We start from the raw sequence: 3591 nt of genomic DNA on the forward strand, positions 1-3591 counted from the left end.
ACAACCACGACCGCCGGCATTCATCGCTCGGCTACCTCGCACCCGTCGACTACGCTCGGCAATGCACCCATCAATCGGAAACCGACGACTCGCACAGCGACCGGACCGAATGAAGGGGGCGGCCCACAGCCCTTCCTGCCGTGTTGACCGATCTGGAAAACGAGTTCGGTCGAGCCTTCAAAAAATCGGGCAACAGACATCTGCGGATCGAGATGACAGGTCATTTCGACACCCCGGACGCTCCTTCCCCTCTTTCCGAGCCGGACGACATGGCAATCATCACCTCACCTTGTCACGGGTACGAGCCCGTAAAGGTTCCTGAAGACAGGGCGATGCCCTTCTACTGCCTGGTTTGCGGGCGAGCCTTCGCCATCTAGATCCAAACTGATGAAGATCGTTGGCACTCGGCCTGGGCGCAATTTCAAGGAGGAAGTGAAGGGGGGTCGCTACTGCGGCGCTTCGGGCCATCAGCAGGCATGTTGCGCTGCGGTGTACCCCAGCGCAACAGGCTGCTCTCGAACCCAGTCCGGGCAAGCACGTTGACCATGCACGCGAGTACGAACACTGACGACAGCAAAAACGTTCGACGAGGCGTCTCATAACCAAGGAAGTGAGACGGTCACTTCGAGCTCGACGAGACGTCTCGCATCCCATGGGTTTCGAGAAGCACCGGTGGGTGATGGTCCGCCACACCGATGACCATGTGCATGTGGTGGTGTGCCGGGTCGGCGACGAGGGCAAGGTGTGGCACGGGCGCAACGACCGGCGTGCAGCCCAAAGCGCGTGCACCCGCCTGGAGCTGGAGCACGGTTTCGTTGGCGATTTGGAGGGCGTCGAGAGCTCGCCGGCGTTCTTCGGCTCGTGCTTCAGCAACTTCGGCGCGCCGGCGCCATTCCTGGACCTCGGTTTCCAGCTCGCGGACGCGCTCGAGCAGCCGACCGGTGCTCTGCGATGCCTCAGGGGTTTGAACGGAAGGTGCCAAGGGACTGGTCTGGGGGGGGTGGTATGGAAACCTTCGCCGTGGATGAGGCCCACAGCGATGAGTGCGGTCATGGGCACCCGCCGCCCGGCGGAGGTGATGGTGGCCCCCGCTTCCTCCAGCTCGACGCGCCGTCAACGGAGGGTGTTATGGAACCCCTGGCACCGGGTTCACGGCCAGCTGTTTTTCCTGACCGGCCATAGAAGAGAACGAAAAGGCGCCCTCAGCTTGGGGCGCGTCCTGGCGGTAGTGAGGCCCTGGCAAATTGCCAGGGCCTCACTACCAGGTGAGCAAGATCAGGAGGCGATCATGCCATGCGGGTCGATGATGTACTTCTCCTGCGAGCCGTTGTCGAAGTCCGCGTAGGCCTGAGGAGCATCGTCAAGGCTGATGACCTTGGTCTGCAGCATGTCCGACAGGTACGGCATGCGGTCCCACAGGATCGCCTGCATCAACTCGTAGTTGTAATGCATGATCGGCGCCTGGCCAGCGGTGATCTTCGGGGACTTGATCCAGGCGTTGCCGAATTCAATCGGGTAGATGCCGTTCTGCTCGTCCTTGGACTCCGCCAGGGGGTCAGGCCCGTAGATGCCGATGATGCCGGTGGCGCCTCCCGCGCGGGTAACGTCGATCACCTGGTTGATCGCATAGGCCGGATCCTCTTTGTCCGCGTCCTTGCCGATGCCGTGAGCTTCGGTGCCGACGTAGTCCACGGCGCAGTCGACCATCGGCTCGCCAAGGATCTTTTCAATCTGGTCCTGCAGCGGGACATCCTCGTTGAGGTCAATGGTTTCGCAACCGTTGCGCTTCATCAGGGCCAAGCGATCCTTGTCATGGTCGCCGACGATGATGCAGGACGCCCCCAGCAGGCGCGCAGCTGCGGCGCCGCAACGGCCCACGGGGCCGGCCCCCGCGAGGTAGACAGTGGACCCGGGCTTGGCGCCAGCCTCCATGAGGCCGTGGAAGGCAGTCGGGAGGATGTCAGAGAGAAGCGCCAGATCGCGGATCTTCTCCATGGCCTGGTCACGGTCCGGGAACTTCAGCAGCTGGAAGTCCGCATAGGGAACAAAGAGATACTCGGCCTGTCCGCCGTCCCAGCCGCCCAGGTTGAAGCCGTAGGCAGCGGAATCGGCGTCCGGGTTGCAGGTCTGGCAGACCTCGGTACGACCGTTGCGGCAGTTGCGGCAGCGGCCGCAAGCCACGTTGAAGGGAACCGAGACCAGGTCGCCTTCCTTCAGGAACTCGACGTCAGAGCCGATTTCCACGACTTCCCCGGTCATCTCATGCCCCATGACCATGCCTTCCGGGGCGGGGAAGGACCCGCGGTAGATGTGGAGGTCACTACCGCAGATGTTGGAAGCCACGATCTTCAGGACAACACCGTGGGGCGCCTTCTTGCCGTTGGGCATCTGGAGCTTCGGGAAGTCCAGATCCTCAACCTGCATGTTCTTCACGCCGCGCAAGACGACGGAACGGTTGCCTGCCATGTTCTTCACTCCTTCTTGAGTTCTCACACCGGGGCCCGGGGAGACTCGGTCCAGCCCCAGTCCTGAGGCTTGTCTAAGTGAACCACAAGTCTCTCACAGGCTAAATCGACCCCCAGGGGCCTCGTGGGGAGGGAAGCGTCCTGGACGAATCCGCGTTCTGGGGGGCTTGCCCAGGCTCGTAACGGTCGTGCAAAACCAAAAAGTACCGATGGGATCTCACAACCTATGCCTTACAGGTCAGAAGACCACCGTTCTAGGATGTAGGGGCGCCCAGAAGATCCTCCCGCTTCTCCCTTCCCGGCATATGAACCCTGCGAACCCAGACATCCTCACCCCCTCCTCCTCAGCGTCCTGTTGTTGGTAAGTGGCTACCTCCTGGGCACGACCGTGTTGATCGCGGTGGCCCTCCCCCGGTACCTACGGGACCGAAGAGCTACGCGCATTTCCAACGATTTTTCCGATGATCGCCCAGGATTTGACACCACCTCGCCCAGGCCGTAGATTGATTATTAGTTGTTGAAGTTTCGTTTTTATGTTGAGCTTTGCCCGCCCACCTGGGCCGGTTGTTTTTCTGAAGAAACGTTTATGGCAAGCATCGCAACGCCTGAGCCCCCTGAAATTCAGGGCACGCTCCCTTTCTGACAGAAAGACAGGTCTCACATGACTACTGGCACCGTTAAATGGTTCAACGCTGACAAGGGATTCGGCTTCATCGCCCCCGACGACGGCTCTGACGACGTCTTCGCACACTTCTCGGGCATCAACTCCGGCGGCTACCGTTCCTTGGACGAAGGCGCCAAGGTTGAGTTCGACGTCACGAACGGTGATCGCGGCCTCCAAGCCACGAACATCTCCGTTCTGTCCTGACCCACTTCGTGGCAGGTTGACCTGCGAGTAGGATCCCTACTCCCCGGTCGGTAAGTAGAGGCCCCTACCTGAATGGTGAGGGGCCTCTACTCATACCCCAGGTGAGGGAACTCACCAAAATTCCTGACTAAGTGGGCCGCCCCCTTCATTCGGTCCGGTCGCTGTGCGAGTCGTCGGTTTCCGATTGATGGGTGCATTGCCGAGCGTAGTCGACGGGTGCGAGGTAGCCGAGCGATGAATGCCGGCGGTCGTGGTTGT

General features: G+C 61.1%; 4 protein-coding genes. 3 read left to right on the plus strand and 1 reads right to left on the minus strand.

What is annotated here, in order from left to right; all coding sequences use genetic code 11:
• Positions 1-140 precede the first annotated feature (140 nt).
• On the plus strand, positions 141-377 hold the full coding sequence (locus tag D8M39_RS12370) for a hypothetical protein (RefSeq protein ID WP_126875116.1): 237 nt from the start codon (positions 141-143) through the stop codon (positions 375-377).
• Positions 378-679: 302 nt separating this feature from the next.
• Positions 680-1345 carry a relaxase/mobilization nuclease domain-containing protein gene (locus D8M39_RS12375; RefSeq protein WP_238694088.1) on the plus strand — a complete coding sequence of 222 codons (666 nt, stop codon included), beginning with the start codon at positions 680-682 and terminating at the stop codon, positions 1343-1345.
• Here the strand turns inward: D8M39_RS12375 and D8M39_RS12380 are convergent.
• The gene (locus tag D8M39_RS12380; protein WP_094393353.1) at positions 1276-2466 is read right to left on the minus strand and encodes an alcohol dehydrogenase catalytic domain-containing protein; all 1191 of its coding nucleotides are present in this window, start codon (positions 2464-2466) and stop codon (positions 1276-1278) included. The two genes, D8M39_RS12375 and D8M39_RS12380, sit on opposite strands and share 70 nt — an antisense overlap.
• 660 nt (positions 2467-3126) lie before the next feature.
• Between D8M39_RS12380 and D8M39_RS12385 the strand changes: the two genes are divergently transcribed.
• Positions 3127-3333 carry a cold-shock protein gene (locus tag D8M39_RS12385; protein ID WP_121846641.1) on the plus strand — a complete coding sequence of 69 codons (207 nt, stop codon included), beginning with the start codon at positions 3127-3129 and terminating at the stop codon, positions 3331-3333.
• Positions 3334-3591 lie beyond the last annotated feature (258 nt).

It is taken from the genome of Kocuria sp. HSID17590 (assembly GCF_003989485.1).
Classification (GTDB): Bacteria; Actinomycetota; Actinomycetes; order Actinomycetales; family Micrococcaceae; genus Kocuria; species Kocuria salsicia.

Bases quoted from the DNA above. Each gene is read 5' to 3' on its own strand.
- D8M39_RS12375 (WP_238694088.1), top strand. From the start codon at position 680: ATGGTCCGCCACACCGATGACCATGTGCATGTGGTGGTGTGCCGGGTC.
- D8M39_RS12380 (WP_094393353.1), bottom strand. From the start codon at position 2,466: ATGGCAGGCAACCGTTCCGTCGTCTTGCGCGGCGTGAAGAACATGCAG.
- D8M39_RS12385 (WP_121846641.1), top strand. From the start codon at position 3,127: ATGACTACTGGCACCGTTAAATGGTTCAACGCTGACAAGGGATTCGGC.